Raw genomic sequence first — 320 nt, forward strand, 5'->3', positions numbered from 1 at the left:
GCAGGCGGCGATCAGCACGCACACCACCAGCCCGCGCGCCAGCGCGCGCCGCACCACGCCGTGCGCCTCGCGCAGCCGGCCGGCGCCGATCAGGTAGCCCACCACGATCTCCACCGCCAGCCCGGTGGCGATGCTGAACATCGTCGCCCCGCCCATCAGTTGCAGCACATAGGCCTGCGTGGCCAGCGACCGCGCGCCCAGCTCGGCCGCGGTGGCCACGCTGACCATGAAGGCCAGCCGCCAGGCGATGTTCTCGGCCGCGCCGGGCAGGCCGATGTGCAGCACCGCGCCCAGCTCGCGGCGCGGCAGGCGCCACCAGT

1 protein-coding gene is annotated in these 320 nt (G+C 75.3%); it reads right to left on the reverse strand.

Translation table 11 applies throughout. The features are described from left to right. Positions 1 to 320, reverse strand: a 320-nt coding sequence (locus GTP90_RS36185; RefSeq protein WP_254452203.1) for an MATE family efflux transporter, incomplete at both ends; no start/stop codon positions are given.

The organism is Duganella vulcania, assembly GCF_009857655.1.
GTDB classification, from domain to species: domain Bacteria; phylum Pseudomonadota; class Gammaproteobacteria; order Burkholderiales; family Burkholderiaceae_D; genus Rugamonas; species Rugamonas vulcania.